The organism is Kluyvera sp. EC_51 (genome assembly GCF_019584505.1).
In the GTDB taxonomy this organism is placed as follows: Bacteria; Pseudomonadota; Gammaproteobacteria; order Enterobacterales; family Enterobacteriaceae; genus Kluyvera; species Kluyvera sichuanensis.
Window position 1 is genome coordinate 61513 of the sequence record NZ_VDAG01000027.1, and the last position, 16866, is coordinate 78378.

Genomic DNA, 16866 nt, shown 5'->3' on the forward strand with positions numbered 1-16866 from the left:
TTACCCCTTCAGACCCAGACGTTCACCCTGATAGCTACCATCCTGTACCTGCTTCCACCAGCTTTCGTTGGCGAGGTACCACTGGACCGTTTTACGCATCCCACTTTCAAAGGTCTCTTCTGGGGTCCAGCCCAGGTCGCGGGCGATTTTCGCCGCATCGATAGCGTAACGTAAATCGTGGCCAGGACGGTCGGCGACAAACGTAATCAGGTCATGATAATGCGCGATGCCCTGCGGCTTTTCCGGCACCAGCTCTTCAAGCAGGGCGCAGATAGTCTCGACCACATCGAGATTTTTACGCTCGTTATGACCGCCGATATTGTAGGTCTCCCCGATGCCGCCTTCGGTGGCAACGAGGTAGAGCGCACGGGCGTGATCGTCAACGTAGAGCCAGTCGCGGATCTGCTGACCATTGCCGTACACCGGCAGCGGTTTCCCGGCCAGCGCGTTGAGAATGGTCAACGGAATCAGCTTCTCCGGGAAATGGTACGGGCCGTAGTTATTTGAACAGTTGGTGATAAGCGTAGGCAAGCCGTAGGTACGCAGCCAGGCACGAACCAGATGGTCGCTGCTAGCTTTAGATGCAGAGTAAGGGCTGCTTGGCGCATACGGGGTGGTTTCAGTGAAGAAGTCATCCACCGAATGCAGGTCGCCGTACACTTCATCGGTTGAAATATGGTGGAAGCGGAACGCCGCTTTACCGTCGTCATCCAACGCAAACCACCAGGCGCGAGCGGCCTCCAGCAGCGTGTAGGTGCCGACGATATTGGTTTCGATAAACGCCGCCGGGCCATCAATAGAACGGTCAACGTGGCTCTCGGCCGCCAGGTGCATCACCACATCCGGGCGATACTGCGCAAACACGCGGTCCAGCTCTGCGCGATCGCAGATATCCACCTTCTCGAATGCAAAGCGCGGGTCTTGTGCCACCGGTGCCAGCGACGCCAGGTTACCGGCGTAGGTTAGTTTGTCCACAACGACGACGCTGTCAGAGGTGTGGTTGATAATATGGCGGACGACCGCCGAACCGATGAAGCCTGCGCCACCGGTTACCAGAATGCGTTTCAACGCCAGACTCCTTTGGTATCAACCACGTACTGTTGAGCAATCGCGTCACCGCTGATAGCTTTAAACTGGCTGTGATCGACCAACATCACAATCACGTCAGCGCTGGCGAGCGCGGTTTCAAGCGAGACCAGAGAGCACAGCCCGTCGAGCTTTTTCGGCAACTGATGAATATTGGGTTCCACTACCAGCGTTTCGCCGCTGTGCCATTGGGCAATCAGCTGTGCAATTTCCATCGCCGGGCTTTCGCGCAGGTCGTCGATGTTTGGCTTAAACGCCAGGCCAAAGCAGGCAATTTTCAGCTCGCTGGCGCGCTTATCGCTGGCCGCCAGACAGTCGGCGACGTTAGCCTTCACCTTGTCGATAACCCAGAACGGTTTATGGTCGTTAACCTCGCGCGCGGTGCGAATCAGACGCGCCTGATCCGGGTTTTGCGCCACGATAAACCACGGGTCGACGGCAATACAGTGCCCACCGACGCCTGGACCCGGCTGGAGAATATTGACGCGCGGATGGCGGTTCGCCAGACGAATCAACTCCCAGACGTTAATCCCCTGATCGGCGCAGATAAATGACAGTTCGTTGGCAAAGGCGATGTTCACATCGCGGAAGCTGTTTTCCGTCAGTTTGCACATCTCGGCGGTACGGGCGTTAGTCACCACGCATTCACCTTCGAGGAAGATGTTATAGAGTTCACTGGCACGCGCGGAGCATACCGGCGTCATTCCGCCAATCACGCGATCGTTTTTAATCAGTTCCACCATCACCTGCCCTGGCAGCACGCGCTCCGGGCAATAGGCGATATTGATGTCCGCCTGCTCACCCGCCTGCTGCGGGAAGGTCAGGTCCGGACGCATCTCGGCCAGCCAACCGGCCATCAGCTCGGTTGCGCCCACCGGTGAGGTGGATTCGAGGATCACCAGCGCCCCTTTCTTCAGCACCGGCGCAATAGAGCGCGCTGCCGCTTCGACGTAAACCATATCCGGCTCATGGTCGCCCTTGAACGGCGTTGGCACGGCAATCAAATAGGCATCTGCCGCTTCCGGCGTGGTGGTGGCGCGTAAATAACCGGCGGACACCGCCGTTTTCACCACCCTGTCGAGATCGGGCTCAACAATATGAATCTCGCCGCGGTTGATGGTATCGACCGCATGCTGATTAATGTCTACACCCACCACCTGTTTTTGCCGCGAAGCAAACGCCGCCGCAGTTGGAAGGCCAATATAGCCCAGACCGATCACCGAGAGGGTTGAGAAACTCATAGCGTTACCTGATTATTTTTTAATGCTGACAATATACGTTCGCATGCCCGGCCATCCCCATATGGGTTATGGGCCCGGCTCATCCTTTGATATTCATCTTCGTCACGCAGTAGTCGCGTGACTTCATCCACGATGCGTTGGCTATCGGTGCCCACCAGACGTACCGTCTCGGCATCAATGGCTTCCGGGCGTTCGGTGGTTTCGCGCATCACCAGCACCGGTTTACCCAGCGACGGCGCTTCTTCCTGAATACCGCCAGAGTCGGTCAGGATAAGCCAGGCATGGTTCATCAGCCAGACGAACGGCAGGTACTCCTGCGGCTCAATCAGCATGATGTTATCGATATGCCCCAGAATACGATTAACCGGCTCGCTGACATTCGGATTCAAGTGCACTGGGTAGACAATCTGTACGTCCGGGTTGTTCGCAGCGATTTCCGCCAGCGCGTGGCAAATTTGTTCAAAGCCCTGACCAAAGCTCTCCCGACGATGCCCGGTGACCAGGATCATCTTCTTTCCCTGGCTCAGGAAAGGGTAACGTTGGGAGAGATCTGCATTCAGCGCCTTATCGTTCATCACCCGATCGCGTACCCAGAACAGCGCATCAATCACCGTATTGCCGGTAACAAAAATCCGCTTACCTGACAGATTTTCTCGCAGCAGGTTCTGTCGTGAGTTTTCGGTTGGTGCGAAGTGATACATCGCCAGATGCCCGGTCAGCGTCCGGTTGGCCTCTTCCGGCCACGGTGAATAGAGATCACCTGTACGCAGGCCTGCCTCAACGTGCCCTACGGGGATACGCTGATAGAAGGCCGCCAGGCTCGCGGCTGCAGTCGTGGTCGTATCACCATGCACCAGCACGACGTCGGGTTTAAACGACTCCAGAACGGGCTTTAACCCCTGCAGAATTCGGCAGGTAATTTCCGTTAAACCCTGTCCTGGGCTCATGATGTTGAGATCATAATCCGGAACGATGGAGAAGAGGCTTAGCACCTGATCAAGCATTTCCCTATGCTGCGCGGTGACGCAGACCTTCGCCTCAAAATGAGGATCCTTTGCTAGCGCGTGGACCAGAGGCGCCATTTTGATCGCCTCCGGGCGTGTGCCAAATACAGTCAGTACTTTCACATCGATTCTCTTCTATAGATGAAACAGGCCCATCGCCCTTCATCAATTGATGGGTATTTACTGCGTGCGACGACGCGCCAGCGCTACCCCAGCACCAACCAATGCGCCGACAATGCCCCACATGACCATCAGGAATACACGACGTGGGCTAGTGCGTTTTACCGGTTCCTCCGGCGTGCGCAAATACCGATATGTCTGGAAACTTGGCGCCAGCGTCGGGCCTACGTTGAGGGTCGTTAGCATAGCCCTCCCCTGATCGTAATCAAGGTCAAACGTCGGACCTACGGCCTGAAGATTCTCCAGACGCGCCTGCAGCATCGGGCGGCCAAGCAGAGAGAGCTCAGAGTCCGGCAACTCATCGGACGGCACGTCGGTTTCGCTGCGATTAATATTGTGCTGCTGCGCGATTTTCAGCGCGGCTTCAATGCTGTGCAGACGGCGGTTGAAAATCGCCTGCGCGACCTCTTCCTGACGTTTTACCTGCGCCTTCACCTGAATGGTGCGGGCGGCCCAGGCGCCTTTCAGTTCGTCATTCAGGTGCCCCGCAGCCCGCTGGCTGGCGAAAGCCACGTACTGACGCAGCAAATTATTCGCGTCCGGTGCCGTTTCCGCCGTCAGCTTCACGCTGTCGCTGACGCTTTTCTGCGCATCGCCAGGGATAAACTGAATATCGTCAATCAGGTCATCGAGCAACGCAGCATCGGCGCGCGAGTTACCCACCATCCGCTGCTTGTAGTAATCCGTCTGCAGCCAGAAATCACGACGGGTATCCCAGGAAGCCAGTTGCATAACGAACTCTTTGTAGACTTCATCCATCACCGAAGGCGGCGTGGCGCTAGTCGGGTTGACCTTCACATCCAGATTGCGCAGGAACTGCTGCTGCGAATAGTAGCCACCCAGCATGTTTACGGTCGGCCGGTCGGTGATTGCCGTGGCGCTCCACTCCTGCCGGGCAAAAAAGGTATAAATCAGCACCACGGCGGCAAACAGCACCGCAAAGCCAATAATCCAGTGTTTTCCTGACCACAACGCGCGAAACAGGCCGCGAATATCCAGTTCATTCTCAGCACTAGCCAACTGTGCTTCCGGTAATGGTTGTGTCATTACTACCCCAGTTTTACTTGGTTAATTTTGGATTGTTGTCGCTGTTCCGACGCATTCTGCGCTTCATGCGCTTAATAAAGCGCGCCACTTTCCAGGCCCGCTTGATGCAGTAACCGTAGAGGCCAAAGGCCAGCAGGAACAGTATCAGCATGACCCACTCAGGCACCACGCGAGTGTATTCTGCGACAACACCAATGGCTGCCAACAGCGCAGCGGCGAGGGTAATCAGCACCAGCGCCTGACGCGAGGTGAAGCCCGCGCGCATAATGAGATGGTGAATATGCTGGCGGTCAGGAGAGAACGGGCTCATCCCTTTGCGTAAACGACGATACATGATGGCAACCATGTCCATCAACGGAATCGCCACAATCCACAGCGCCGTAACCGGACTTATCGGATGGTGCGTTCCCTGAGTGGTTTCCAGCAGGATCCAGATAACGGTAAAACCAATCAGCGTACTGCCGGCGTCGCCCATAAAGACTTTGTAACGGCGGCCCAGCACGCCCAGGTTCAGCATGATATAAGGCAGGATGGCGGCAATCATCGCGAAGCACCACATGGCGAGGCTCGTCTGGCCGTCAAACCACAGGATCAGGCCAATAGCGGCAAAGCTGACACTCGACAGACCGCCAAGCAGACCGTCAATACCATCAACCATATTGAAGGCGTTAATCATCGCCCACACCGCAAAGAGGGTCAGGAAGTAACCAAACGGCCCCAACACCAGTTCCCACGAACCGAATATGTAGCCCAGACTTTGCAAATGCAGGTGAGCCGCCGTCATCATGACGATGCCTATTGCTGCCTGAACGGTGGCACGAATTTTGACGCTGATGTCGTAACGGTCATCCAGAGCCCCCACTAGCACCAGAACACCGGCACAAGCAAGGTACAGGGAAGCGTGTGGGATATAGTAATTGGCAATCGCGAAAGTGAGGCAGATCCCTGCATAGACAGAGATGCCGCCAACAAGCGGGATAAGCCCCTGGTGACGTTTACGAAAGTTTGGTTTATCCACCAAACCGACCCATTTTGCCGCTTTGCGGGCAAAAAACAGGAATACGGTGGTGAACAAGAAAATACTGATCAGGTCAGTACCGACGGTCAGTAAACTCACAATTTATACTCGCTGCGAATATTAATAGCGAAAGTATACCCACGATAGCAACGCATCAGAAGAGGAAGCCTGATGAATATTGGGGAAACTTGCCTGATTTATAACCGATTTTGCAAACTAACTATCATTGTAGCCACAAACTCCAAGTATCCATGAAAAAAATGCGATTCCCCATTGGCTAAACTCCTAAAAACAAAAACGCCACACGATTGTGTGGCGTTTGTCAGCAAAAACCTTATTTTACGAGCGTTTCATCATATCGAAGAAATCGTCGTTGGTTTTGGTCATGGCCAGTTTATTGATGAGGAACTCCATCGCGTCGATTTCACCCATTGGATGGATGATTTTGCGCAGGATCCACATTTTCTGCAGCTCTTCAGGCGTGGTGAGCAGCTCTTCTTTACGGGTACCGGAACGGTTGTAGTCGATAGCCGGGAAGACGCGTTTTTCAGCAATCTTACGAGAGAGGTGCAGTTCCATGTTGCCGGTACCTTTAAACTCTTCATAGATAACTTCATCCATTTTAGAGCCGGTATCGATAAGCGCGGTCGCGATGATAGTCAGGCTACCACCCTCTTCCACGTTACGCGCAGCACCGAAGAAACGCTTCGGACGGTGCAGGGCGTTGGCGTCCACACCACCGGTCAGGACTTTACCAGACGCAGGAACCACAGTGTTGTACGCACGTGCCAGACGAGTGATGGAGTCGAGCAGGATGATAACGTCTTTCTTATGTTCAACCAGACGTTTCGCTTTCTCGATAACCATTTCCGCAACCTGAACGTGGCGAGATGCTGGTTCGTCAAAGGTAGAAGCAACCACTTCACCTTTCACCAGACGCTGCATCTCGGTCACTTCTTCCGGACGTTCGTCGATCAGCAGAACCATCAGAACGCAGTCTGGGTGGTTGTAGGCGATGCTCTGCGCGATGTTCTGCAGCAGCATGGTTTTACCGGCTTTCGGCGGCGCTACAATCAGACCACGCTGACCGCGACCGATTGGCGATGCCAGATCCAGGACACGAGCGGTTAAGTCTTCGGTAGAACCGTTACCACGTTCCATACGCAGACGAGAGTTTGCGTGCAGCGGGGTTAAGTTCTCGAACAGGATCTTGTTGCGCGAGTTTTCCGGCTTATCGTAGTTAACCTCGTTAACTTTCAACAGCGCAAAGTAACGCTCACCCTCTTTTGGAGGACGAATCTTACCTGAAATGGTGTCACCAGTGCGGAGGTTGAAACGACGGATTTGGCTAGGGGAAACGTAGATATCATCAGGGCCGGCGAGGTAGGAGCTGTCTGCGGAACGGAGGAAACCAAATCCATCCTGCAGTATCTCCAGCACACCGTCGCCAAAGATATCCTCGCCACTCTTCGCGTGCTGCTTCAGGATGGCGAAAATGATGTCCTGCTTGCGCATACGTGCCTGGTTTTCCAGACCCATATTTTCGCCGAGAGTGATCAGCTCAGAAACCGGCGTGTTCTTTAATTCGGTAAGATTCATAATGGTGTGGGTTCTTAAACTCGGGGTAAATCTCGAACTTAATTTGTGAATGGTATGGCAGGGTCATCCGTGCCTGTTTACGGCCATCAACTCATGTCTGTTCGCTGCCTGGTCACAGGAGAGTACGCAGAACTGAAACGACAAGACGGAAAAGAGTGACAAGCCTGGAATTTTTCAACCTCTGGCGCTGTTAACGACAACGGGAGGTTTGGGTCAAACAGATTCAAACAAGGTATGTTTAAAACGAAGTCAAAGTTAACTTAGCACGACTGATGGCAAGCGTCCAGAGTTCCGCTCAAATTAAGAACACAGGAACCCTGAACGCCTACGTTGAATCTCTTACGCCAGGTTAGCGTCGAGGAACTCTTTCAGCTGGCCTTTAGACAGTGCGCCAACTTTAGTCGCCGCAACTTCGCCGTTTTTGAACAGCAGCAGCGTAGGGATACCGCGGATACCATACTTCGGTGCAGTACCTGGGTTCTGATCGATGTTCAGTTTAGCCACGGTCAGTTTGCCCTGATACTCCTCGGCGATTTCATCCAGAATCGGGGCGATCATTTTGCACGGACCGCACCACTCTGCCCAGAAATCGACGAGTGTCAGCCCGTCAGCTTTGAGTACGTCCGTGTCAAAACTGTCGTCAGTCAGGTGAATAATTTTATCGCTCATATTTAACTCCACAGGAATAAGCCTGGTGTGTTGGTGTAGCATTAACCAACGAGGTGTTGATGTTGACTTCGCCAACAAAGGTTGACGTTATTTCACCGGATACGCTTTCTTAATGCAATAGTAAGCTGATATTCTACCACACTATGAGCAAAACACATTTAACAGAACAGAAGTTTTCCGACTTCGCCCTGCACCCTAAAGTGGTTGAAGCCCTTGAAACTAAAGGGTTTTATAATTGCACGCCCATTCAGGCGCTGGCTTTGCCGCTGACGCTTGCTGGACGCGATGTGGCTGGACAGGCGCAAACCGGTACCGGGAAAACGATGGCGTTCCTGACGTCGACGTTTCATTATCTTCTTTCTCACCCGGCAGTTGCTGACCGCCAGGTGAACCAACCGCGCGCCTTAATTATGGCGCCAACCCGTGAGCTGGCAGTACAGATTCACGCTGACGCAGAGCCGCTGGCTCAGGCGACCGGCCTGAAACTGGGCCTGGCCTACGGCGGTGACGGCTATGATAAACAGCTGAAAGTGCTGGAAAGCGGCGTCGATATTCTGATCGGCACCACCGGCCGTCTCATTGACTATGCAAAACAGAACCATATCAACCTGGGCGCGATCCAGGTCGTGGTGCTGGACGAAGCCGATCGTATGTACGATCTGGGCTTTATTAAAGATATCCGTTGGCTGTTCCGCCGCATGCCTGCGGCCAACCAGCGTCTGAACATGCTGTTCTCCGCGACGCTTTCTTACCGCGTACGCGAACTGGCGTTCGAGCAAATGAACAACGCCGAATACGTGGAAGTCGAGCCAGAGCAGAAAACGGGCCACCGTATTAAAGAAGAGCTGTTCTACCCTTCCAATGAAGAGAAGATGCGTTTACTGCAAACGCTGCTGGAAGAAGAGTGGCCAGACCGCGCGATTATCTTCGCCAACACCAAGCACCGCTGTGAAGACATCTGGGGCCACCTGGCTGCCGATGGTCATCGCGTCGGCCTGCTGACCGGTGACGTGGCGCAGAAAAAACGTCTGCGTATTCTGGAAGATTTCACCCGTGGTGATATCGATATCCTGGTCGCGACCGACGTTGCGGCACGCGGCCTGCATATTCCTGCCGTTACGCACGTCTTTAACTATGACCTGCCGGACGACTGTGAAGACTACGTACACCGTATCGGTCGCACCGGTCGTGCAGGCGCAAGCGGTCACTCAATTAGCCTTGCCTGTGAAGAGTATGCGCTCAACCTGCCGGCCATTGAGACCTACACCGGTCACTCTATTCCGGTGAGCAAGTACAACCCGGATGCGCTGTTAACTGAACTGCCGAAACCGCTGCGTCTGACGCGCGTTCGCCAGGGTAACGGTCCGCGTCGTTCGGGCGCTCCGCGTAATCGTCGTCGTTCAGGTTAACTAAGTTATGCTCACTACCACCTCGCTCTATGCAGCTATCGATCTCGGTTCCAATAGTTTTCATATGCTGATTGTTCGCGAGGTGGCGGGCAGCATCCAGACGCTGACGCGCATTAAGCGCAAAGTACGTCTGGCCGCCGGGCTTAACCGCGATAACACCCTCTCGACGGAAGCGATGGAACGAGGCTGGCAATGCCTGCGTCTGTTTGCTGAACGTCTTCAGGATATTCCCCCAACGCAAATTCGTATCGTGGCTACCGCGACGCTGCGTCTTGCCGTTAACGCCGACGTCTTTATCGCCAAAGCCCAGGAAATCCTAGGTTGCCCGGTGCAGGTTATCCGCGGCGAAGAAGAGGCGCGCCTGATTTATCAGGGCGTGGCGCACACCACCGGCGGCGACGATCGTCGTTTAGTGGTCGATATCGGTGGGGCCAGTACCGAACTGGTTACCGGCACCGGTGCGCAAACGACCTCGCTGTTTAGCCTCTCAATGGGCTGCGTCACCTGGCTTGAACGTTACTTTACCGACCGCAATCTGGCGCAAGAACATTTCGACGAAGCGGAACGTGCCGCCCGTGAAGTGCTTAAGCCGGTTGCCGATGAACTGCGTCAGCATGGCTGGAAAGTCTGTGTCGGCGCGTCCGGTACGGTACAGGCGCTGCAGGAAATCATGATGGCGCAGGGGATGGATGAACGCATTACCCTCGCTAAGCTTCAACAGCTTAAACAGCGCGCCATTCAGTGCGGCCGCCTGGAAGAGTTGGAAATTGAAGGGCTGACGCTGGAGCGCGCGCTGGTCTTCCCAAGCGGGCTCGCCATTCTGATCGCCATTTTCACCGAGCTGAATATCCAGTGCATGACCCTGGCCGGCGGCGCGCTGCGCGAAGGGCTGGTCTACGGCATGCTACATCTGGCGGTCGATGAAGATATTCGCAGCCGCACGCTACGTAATATCCAGCGCCGTTTTATGGTCGATATCGAGCAGGCAAATCGCGTATCCCAACTGGCGGCGAATTTTGTCGAACAGGTGAAAGATAGCTGGGATCTGGAGCCGCTAAGCAGCGAACTGCTGTTAAGCGCCTGCGCACTGCATGAAATTGGCCTTAGCGTCGATTTTAAACAGGCTCCGCAGCACGCGGCCTATCTGGTCCGCAATCTTGACCTGCCGGGCTTCACTCCTGCACAGAAAAAGCTGCTCGCTACCCTGCTGCTGAATCAGACCAACACCGTGAATCTGCCCACGCTCCACCAGCAGAACGCCGTACCGCCGCGCGTGGCGGAGCATCTCTGTCGCCTGCTGCGTCTGGCGATTCTGTTTGCCAGCCGTCGCCGCGATGATCTTCTGCCAACCATTACGCTGACAGCCGATGGGGAAAATCTGACCCTGACACTGCCGGAGAGCTGGCTGGAACAGCATCCGCTAGGGCGTGAGATGATTGATCAAGAGTGCCAGTGGCAAAGCTATATCCACTGGCCGCTGCAGGTGGCTGGCATCGGGCTACCGGATAGTTTGTAACGTCGGCTTCGGGAAGGTACTGTGCATATTCCCGGCGTCGCTCTGTTCGGTCGGGCTACCACTTATTGCATTATGATTTTTTCGCCTTCGCCAGCATTTCACGAATGTTGGCGACGTTTGCCTGCCCCTTGTGCATCCGTTCTTCAGGCGTAATCACCTTCCGCTCCTGCTCCCACACCACATCGTCCTGCGGCAGCTCCAGCAGGAAACGGCTCGGTTCCGGGCGCACCAGTTCACCGTACTGGCGGCGCTCTTTGCAGAGGGTGAAAATCAGCTCTTTCTGCGCGCGAGTGATCCCCACGTAGGCCAGGCGGCGCTCTTCATCGACGTTGTCCTCGTCGATGCTGCTCTGGTGCGGCAGCAGCCCCTCTTCCATCCCCACGAGGAAGACGTACGGGAACTCCAGCCCTTTCGAGGCGTGCAGCGTCATGAGCTGAACCTGATCCAGCTCTTCTTCACTTTCGCCGCGTTCCATCATATCGCGCAGGGTGAAGCGAGTGACCACCTGAGTCAGGGTCATCGGTTCTTCCAGTTCGCTGCCTTCCAGCATCTCCGTCATCCAGCTAAACAGCGTGTTGACGTTTTTCATGCGCATTTCGGCGGCTTTTGGGCTTGGTGAGGTTTCAAACAGCCAGGACTCGTAGTCGATACCATGAATCAGATCGCGTACGGCGGCAATTGGCTCACGCTCCGCCAGGCGCTGGATTTCGCCCAGCCACTGGGTAAAACGGGTGAGAGATTCATAGCCGCGCCCGGTTAACGTCTGACTCAGCCCCATATCGAAGCTGGCAGTGAACAGACTTTTGTTGCGGGTCATCGCCCACTCACCGAGCTTTTGCAGCGTCGCCGAACCAATCTCACGCTTCGGCGTGTTGACGATGCGCAGGAACGCGCTGTCGTCGTCCGGGTTGCTCAGCACGCGCAGATAGGCCAGCAGGTCTTTAATCTCCGGGCGGGAGAAGAACGACGTACCACCGGAAATTTTGTACGGGATGCGGTTTTGCATCAGGAATTTTTCAAACACCCGCGACTGGTGGTTGCCGCGATAAAGAATGGCGTAATCCTTGTACTGCGTCTTGTTGACGAAGTGATGGGCAATCAGCTCACCGGTAACGCGCTCTGCTTCATGCTCTTCGTGGTTGGCGCTCAGCACTTTCAGTTCCGGGCCATAGCCCAGCTCGGAGAACAGGCGCTTTTCAAACACGTGCGGGTTATTGGCGATGAGGATGTTCGCAACCTTCAGAATACGCCCGGAAGAACGGTAGTTCTGCTCCAGCTTAATGACCTGCAGCGCGGGGAAGTCTTTGCTCAGCAGCACCAGGTTCTGCGGACGCGCGCCGCGCCAGGAGTAAATCGACTGGTCATCGTCGCCGACCACAGTAAACCGCGCGCGCTGCCCTACCAGCAGCTTCACCAGCTCATACTGGCTGGTGTTGGTGTCCTGATATTCATCCACCAGCAGGTAGCGAATCTTGTTCTGCCAGCGCTCACGCACCTCTTCATTACGCTGCAACAGCAGCGTTGGCAGCAGAATCAGGTCATCGAAGTCCAGCACGTTGCAGGCCTTCATATGGGCGTCGTACAGGCTGTAGCAGTGGGCGAAGATGCGATCGCGCTCGCCCTTCGCGCTGGCCGCCGCCTGCGGTGGGGTCATCAGATCGTTTTTCCAGTTGGAGATCGTCGAGATCAGCTGCTGGAATACCACTTTATCGTCTTCGATCAACCCTTCGGTCAGATCTTTAAGCAGCGCTGTTTGATCGGTATCGTCAAACAGCGAGAAGTTCGACTTCATGCCAAGCGCCGCGTATTCGCGCTTGATGATATCCAGCCCCAGGGTGTGGAAGGTAGAGATCATCAACCCGCGCGCCTCTTTACGCCCCAGCGTCTGCGCCACGCGCTCTTTCATCTCGCGCGCGGCCTTGTTGGTAAAGGTGACGGCAGCGATATGACGAGCCTGATAGCCGCAAACGCGGATCAGGTGCGCAATTTTATTGGTGATCACGCGGGTTTTGCCGGAGCCAGCACCCGCCAGCACCAGGCAAGGGCCAGTGACAAATTCGACGGCTTGTTGTTGTCCGGGGTTTAAACGCATAGGGGCATTGCTCAATCTGTAAACACGGGGGTGTGGATTGTAGCAGAAAGTCAGGCTGAGATTTACCCGCCGAATGGTAAAGTGTTGGGCAGCAACCCAACGATAAGAGTGACCTTATGGCAAAGAGCGCGGCAGCCCTGCATATCCTGGTAAAAGAAGAAAAACTGGCGCTGGAGATCCTCAGCAAACTGGAGCGAGGGATCAGCTTCGATCATCTGGCAAAACGCTATTCCCGCTGCCCTTCCGGACGCAACGGCGGCGATTTGGGGGAGTTTAAGCAGGGTGCGATGGTGGGGCCGTTCGACGCCGCCGTTTTTAGCTGCCCGCTGCTCAAACCTTTCGGGCCGGTCAAAACCAAATTTGGCTATCACATCATCAAGGTGCTGTATCGGCGATAAGCCATGCTAAAATCGCCAGCCTTACAGACTCGCTTATAGAAAGGCACGATCATGGCAAAAACAGCAGCAGCAGTGCATATCCTGGTGAAAGAAGAGAAACTGGCACTGGATCTTCTGGAACAGATTAAAAACGGCGCCGACTTCGGCAAGCTGGCGAAGAAGCACTCCATCTGCCCATCGGGCAAACGCGGCGGTGACTTAGGTGAATTCCGCCAGGGCCAGATGGTTCCGGCGTTCGATAAAGTCGTCTTCTCCTGCCCGGTGCTGGAGCCAACCGGCCCGCTGCACACTCAGTTCGGTTACCACATCATTAAGGTGCTGTACCGGAAATAAACAGCAACGCCTTCTCATGGAGAAGGCGTTTCGTGTTTGCACCCTCTCCCCGTGGGAGAGGGCCGGGGTGAGGGCACCAGCGTGCTCGGTAATTAGCCAGCGACGCCGGTTTTTTTATTTCTGCGATTGCAGCGTCTGCTGGGCGTTATGCTTCATCACATGGGTGCTAATCGCCGCCTGGAACACCTTAAACATCAGGCCGTTAATCAGCGTGGTAATGGTAATGACGATAAACGCCGTCATCACCCAATCAATCAGCGCAAAGCCGCTGTTTAACAGCGCCGGGCGATAGACCGCCATCCCGCCAAATACCACCCAGTGGCTTAAGCAGTAGAAGCAGTGGAACAAATGGCCCATCAGCGCATTCTTTTTCGCCGTCCATTCACGAAACGCGGCAAACAACTCCGTCTGCGTCACCGTCATCGAAATACTGCTCGCCGCCATCGCAATCATCAGGCAGGTGGTTAAAGTTTCAATCATGGTCGTGACCTTTGTCGTTGAAGTAGCTGATAAATTCGCTGCCGATATCCTGCAGCGTCAGACGCTTAAAGCGATCGAGGATCAGCGTCTGCGCATCGGCGAGCGTCTCTGACATCACCCGGTTTACCCCCTGTTCCACCAGGCACTGTGGGTTTTCACTGCGGTTGCCTAACGCAAACAGCGCCGGCTCGCCAAGCGCCATGTAGATATCGTAAAGCGTGATATCGCCGACCGGCCGGCACAGCCGCCAGCCGCCGTGGTGCCCCTTAGTGGCACAGACAATGTTGTTTTCCCTGAGCCCGGCAAGCAGCTTGCGGATGAATGCCGGATTACCGTCGATAAAGGCGGCCATCTGTTCGGACGTCAGAGGTTTATCCATCTGCTCCAGATGAAGCAGGATGTGCAGCGTGGCTGAGAATGAGTTGTTTGTTTTCATGTAACTTACGATATTACATTAAGTCCATGATGAGCAATCCTGAATGCTAAAATTTGTGTATAAATTGATATAGTTTATTGATAAATATGATTATTTATATTTTTCAGCAACGCTATTGATCAAAAATTATCTTATGTTACTTTGAATGTTACATGAAATTCATCGTCAACAAATGAGGTAGCTATGCACGACGTTGAGCAACAGCCCGAAACCTTCTGGGAGTCGCATTACGATGCGATGTCTCCACGCTCCAACGGTATTCCGGGCAAAATTCTGGTGCGTTTCACCGAAAGTTTGGCACCGGGTAAAGCGCTGGAACTGGGCTGCGGGCGTGGGGATGATGCAGTCTGGCTGGCAAAACAGGGCTGGCAGGTGACGGCGGTCGATCTTTCGCACCGGGCAATTGAATACGCGGCGGCCAACGCCGAACGTGCTGGCGTCGATGTCACCTTCCAGCAGTGCGATCTCACTCAGGCTTTTCCGCAGGGTGAATTTTCACTGATTGCCGCCTCGTTCCTCGAGTCGCCGCTGGCGTTCGATCGGGCCACGATATTCCGCGCCGCGCTCGATCACGTTGCGCCAGGCGGCATGTTGCTTATCACCTCACACGGCAAAGTCCCAAGCTGGTCAAAGCACGTTCGCCCGTTCCTGCCTGCGCATGAAGTACTGGCCTCTCTGGGTAGTTTGCCACCGGGTTGGGAAGTGCAGTTTTGCGAGGAAGTCTCACGAACGATGACGGGGCCGGAAGGACAGCAGGACGAGGTGTCAGATGCGGTTGTCGCGTTAAAACGCGGATAAAAAAACGGCCCGGTAGCGAGGCGCTGACCGGGCCGGATAATAACGAGGTTTTATTAGCCAGCGACGGCGATACGCTTCATATCGGTCATGTAGCCGCGCAGTTTCTTACCAACCTGCTCGATAGCGTGACCGCGAACCGCTTCGTTCACGTCGCGCAGCTGAGCGTTGTCTACCGCGCCTTCAGCAATCGCTTTGCCCAGGTCGCCGGTCTGCAGGGTAGTCATGAACTCTTTCAGCAGCGGAACGCAAGCGTAAGAGAACAGGTAGTTACCGTATTCTGCGGTGTCGGAGATAACCACGTTCATTTCGTACAGACGCTTACGGGCGATGGTGTTCGCGATCAGCGGCAGCTCGTGCAGTGATTCGTAGTAAGCGGACTCTTCGATGATGCCGGAATCCACCATGGTTTCGAACGCCAGCTCAACGCCCGCTTTCACCATCGCAATCATCAGAACGCCTTTATCGAAGTACTCCTGCTCGCCGATTTTGCCTTCAAACTGCGGTGCGGTTTCAAACGCAGTTTTACCGGTCTCTTCACGCCAGGTCAGCAGTTTCTTATCGTCGTTAGCCCAGTCAGCCATCATGCCGGAGGAGAATTCGCCGGAGATGATGTCGTCCATGTGTTTCTGGAACAGCGGCGCCATGATCGCTTTCAGCTGTTCTGACAGCGCATAAGCGCGCAGTTTCGCTGGGTTAGACAGACGGTCCATCATCAGGGTGATGCCGCCCTGCTTCAGCGCTTCGGTGATGGTTTCCCAGCCGAACTGAATCAGTTTTTCGGCGTAAGCCGCGTCGGTGCCTTCAGCCACCAGCTTGTCGAAGCACAGCAGAGAACCGGCCTGCAGCATACCGCACAGGATAGTCTGCTCGCCCATCAGGTCAGATTTCACTTCCGCCACGAAGGAAGATTCCAGTACGCCCGCACGGTGACCGCCGGTCGCCGCAGCCCAGGCTTTAGCGATGGCCATGCCTTCGCCTTTCGGATCGTTTTCCGGGTGAACCGCAATCAGCGTTGGTACACCGAAACCACGTTTGTACTCTTCACGTACTTCGGTACCCGGGCACTTCGGTGCCACCATCACTACGGTGATGTCTTTACGGATCTGCTCGCCCACTTCGACGATGTTGAAGCCGTGGGAGTAACCCAGCGCCGCGCCGTCTTTCATCAGCGGCTGTACGGAACGCACAACGTCGGAGTGCTGTTTGTCTGGCGTCAGGTTAACCACCAGGTCAGCCTGCGGGATCAGCTCTTCGTAGGTACCGACTTTAAAGCCGTTTTCGGTCGCTTTGCGCCAGGAAGCACGCTTCTCAGCAATCGCTTCTTTACGCAGGGCGTAGGAGATATCCAGACCGGAGTCACGCATGTTCAGGCCCTGGTTCAGACCCTGAGCGCCACAGCCGACGATGACCACTTTTTTACCCTGAAGGTAGCTTGCGCCGTCAGCAAATTCTTCGCGGCCCATGAAGCGACATTTGCCCAGCTGAGCCAGCTGCTGACGCAGATTCAGTGTATTAAAGTAGTTAGCCATGATGGTGTACTCCGTGATGTTGTGTGTCGTT

Annotated in this window: 16 protein-coding genes and 1 pseudogene; 5 read left to right on the forward strand and 12 right to left on the reverse strand. The window is 55.0% G+C overall.

Features of this window, described 5'->3' with window-relative positions; translation table 11 throughout:
• The 8 genes and pseudogenes from rffG to trxA all read right to left on the reverse strand — a co-directional run bounded on the left by rffG (window position 1) and on the right by trxA (window position 7844).
• On the reverse strand, window positions 1-1068 hold the full coding sequence (gene rffG, locus FHC49_RS07740) for a dTDP-glucose 4,6-dehydratase (protein ID WP_220439454.1): 1068 nt from the start codon (window positions 1066-1068) through the stop codon (window positions 1-3).
• Window positions 1065-2327 (reverse strand): UDP-N-acetyl-D-mannosamine dehydrogenase, encoded by a 1263-nt coding sequence (gene wecC / locus FHC49_RS07745; protein WP_220439455.1) that lies wholly within the window; start codon window positions 2325-2327, stop codon window positions 1065-1067. The genes rffG and wecC overlap by 4 nt, the downstream gene beginning before the upstream one ends.
• Entirely contained in the window at window positions 2324-3454 is a 1131-nt protein-coding gene (gene wecB, locus FHC49_RS07750) for a non-hydrolyzing UDP-N-acetylglucosamine 2-epimerase (RefSeq protein WP_220439456.1), read from the reverse strand. The genes wecC and wecB overlap by 4 nt, the downstream gene beginning before the upstream one ends.
• A gap of 57 nt (window positions 3455-3511) precedes the next feature.
• The gene (wzzE, locus tag FHC49_RS07755; RefSeq protein ID WP_185669609.1) at window positions 3512-4558 is read right to left on the reverse strand and encodes an ECA polysaccharide chain length modulation protein; all 1047 of its coding nucleotides are present in this window, start codon (window positions 4556-4558) and stop codon (window positions 3512-3514) included.
• A 13-nt stretch (window positions 4559-4571) separates the two neighbouring features.
• Window positions 4572-5675 (reverse strand): UDP-N-acetylglucosamine--undecaprenyl-phosphate N-acetylglucosaminephosphotransferase, encoded by a 1104-nt coding sequence (wecA, locus tag FHC49_RS07760; RefSeq protein WP_220439457.1) that lies wholly within the window; start codon window positions 5673-5675, stop codon window positions 4572-4574.
• Between the two features lie 240 nt (window positions 5676-5915).
• Entirely contained in the window at window positions 5916-7175 is a 1260-nt protein-coding gene (gene rho / locus FHC49_RS07765; RefSeq protein ID WP_035895778.1) for a transcription termination factor Rho, read from the reverse strand.
• 86 nt (window positions 7176-7261) lie between these two features.
• Window positions 7262-7324: pseudogene (locus FHC49_RS24355) on the reverse strand (rho operon leader peptide); the annotation flags it as partial.
• A 190-nt stretch (window positions 7325-7514) separates the two neighbouring features.
• Window positions 7515-7844, reverse strand: a complete 330-nt coding sequence (trxA, locus tag FHC49_RS07770; protein WP_002883224.1) for a thioredoxin TrxA — start codon at window positions 7842-7844, stop codon at window positions 7515-7517.
• Between the two features lie 143 nt (window positions 7845-7987).
• Between trxA and rhlB the strand changes: the two genes are divergently transcribed.
• Window positions 7988-9253, forward strand: a complete 1266-nt coding sequence (gene rhlB / locus FHC49_RS07775; RefSeq protein ID WP_185669611.1) for an ATP-dependent RNA helicase RhlB — start codon at window positions 7988-7990, stop codon at window positions 9251-9253.
• Window positions 9254-9260: 7 nt separating this feature from the next.
• Window positions 9261-10769, forward strand: coding sequence for a guanosine-5'-triphosphate,3'-diphosphate diphosphatase (gppA, locus tag FHC49_RS07780; protein WP_220439458.1), 1509 nt, complete (start codon window positions 9261-9263; stop codon window positions 10767-10769).
• Window positions 10770-10839: 70 nt separating this feature from the next.
• On the opposite strand, the gene rep is transcribed toward gppA, so the two are convergent.
• Window positions 10840-12861, reverse strand: a complete 2022-nt coding sequence (gene rep, locus FHC49_RS07785) for a DNA helicase Rep (protein ID WP_220439459.1) — start codon at window positions 12859-12861, stop codon at window positions 10840-10842.
• A gap of 116 nt (window positions 12862-12977) precedes the next feature.
• Here rep and ppiC (FHC49_RS07790) point away from each other — a divergent pair, with 116 nt between their 5' ends.
• The gene (gene ppiC, locus FHC49_RS07790) at window positions 12978-13259 is read left to right on the forward strand and encodes a peptidylprolyl isomerase PpiC (RefSeq protein WP_185669614.1); all 282 of its coding nucleotides are present in this window, start codon (window positions 12978-12980) and stop codon (window positions 13257-13259) included.
• Between the two features lie 51 nt (window positions 13260-13310).
• Entirely contained in the window at window positions 13311-13592 is a 282-nt protein-coding gene (gene ppiC / locus FHC49_RS07795) for a peptidylprolyl isomerase PpiC (RefSeq protein ID WP_023309650.1), read from the forward strand.
• Between the two features lie 114 nt (window positions 13593-13706).
• Here ppiC (FHC49_RS07795) and FHC49_RS07800 read toward each other — a convergent pair whose 3' ends face one another.
• A complete protein-coding gene (locus FHC49_RS07800; protein WP_185669615.1) occupies window positions 13707-14072 on the reverse strand; it encodes a DUF1360 domain-containing protein in 366 nt (121 codons plus the stop codon).
• A complete protein-coding gene (locus tag FHC49_RS07805) occupies window positions 14065-14508 on the reverse strand; it encodes an Rrf2 family transcriptional regulator (RefSeq protein WP_185669616.1) in 444 nt (147 codons plus the stop codon). Before FHC49_RS07805 ends, FHC49_RS07800 begins: the two co-directional genes overlap by 8 nt.
• Window positions 14509-14691: 183 nt before the next feature.
• On the opposite strand from FHC49_RS07805, the gene FHC49_RS07810 reads away from it, so the two are divergent.
• Window positions 14692-15306 carry a bifunctional 2-polyprenyl-6-hydroxyphenol methylase/3-demethylubiquinol 3-O-methyltransferase UbiG gene (locus FHC49_RS07810; RefSeq protein ID WP_185669617.1) on the forward strand — a complete coding sequence of 205 codons (615 nt, stop codon included), beginning with the start codon at window positions 14692-14694 and terminating at the stop codon, window positions 15304-15306.
• 53 nt (window positions 15307-15359) lie between these two features.
• Here FHC49_RS07810 and ilvC read toward each other — a convergent pair whose 3' ends face one another.
• Complete coding sequence (ilvC, locus tag FHC49_RS07815) at window positions 15360-16835, reverse strand: ketol-acid reductoisomerase (RefSeq protein WP_220439460.1); 1476 nt, start codon at window positions 16833-16835, stop codon at window positions 15360-15362.
• Between the last annotated feature and the right edge of the window lie 31 nt (window positions 16836-16866).